Annotated in this window: 1 protein-coding gene; it reads right to left on the reverse strand. The window is 57.7% G+C overall.

Annotated features, from left to right (window positions below):
- Positions 1-14: 14 nt before the first annotated feature.
- Positions 15-253 (reverse strand): hypothetical protein (locus tag IV91_RS19455; RefSeq protein WP_233418513.1); only part of this gene is annotated, 239 nt, incomplete at its 5' end.

Here is a 253-nt window from a genome sequence, read left to right on the forward strand (position 1 = left end):
TGTGGGTCACAGGTTCAACGGTCATCCGCTGCCCCTGGTCGGTAATGACGACAGGCCAACTGCCCTGTCTCCCGATCCTTTAATAACGAACCTTTCTGGTTTCTCCCGATAGTCTGGAAATCCCCCGTGAGGCCCTGTCTGTGTCGCCCAAGCCTGTTCAAGGCCGGAATGGAGTCGAAGCGATAAAATCGCAGCGCCCCGTTGCATGCCGCACCAGCTCCACTACGAGCATGCGGCTTCCGCAGTCTATCCT

This window comes from Ferrovum myxofaciens, from assembly GCF_000735045.1.
In the GTDB taxonomy this organism is placed as follows: domain Bacteria; phylum Pseudomonadota; class Gammaproteobacteria; order Burkholderiales; family Ferrovaceae; genus Ferrovum; species Ferrovum myxofaciens.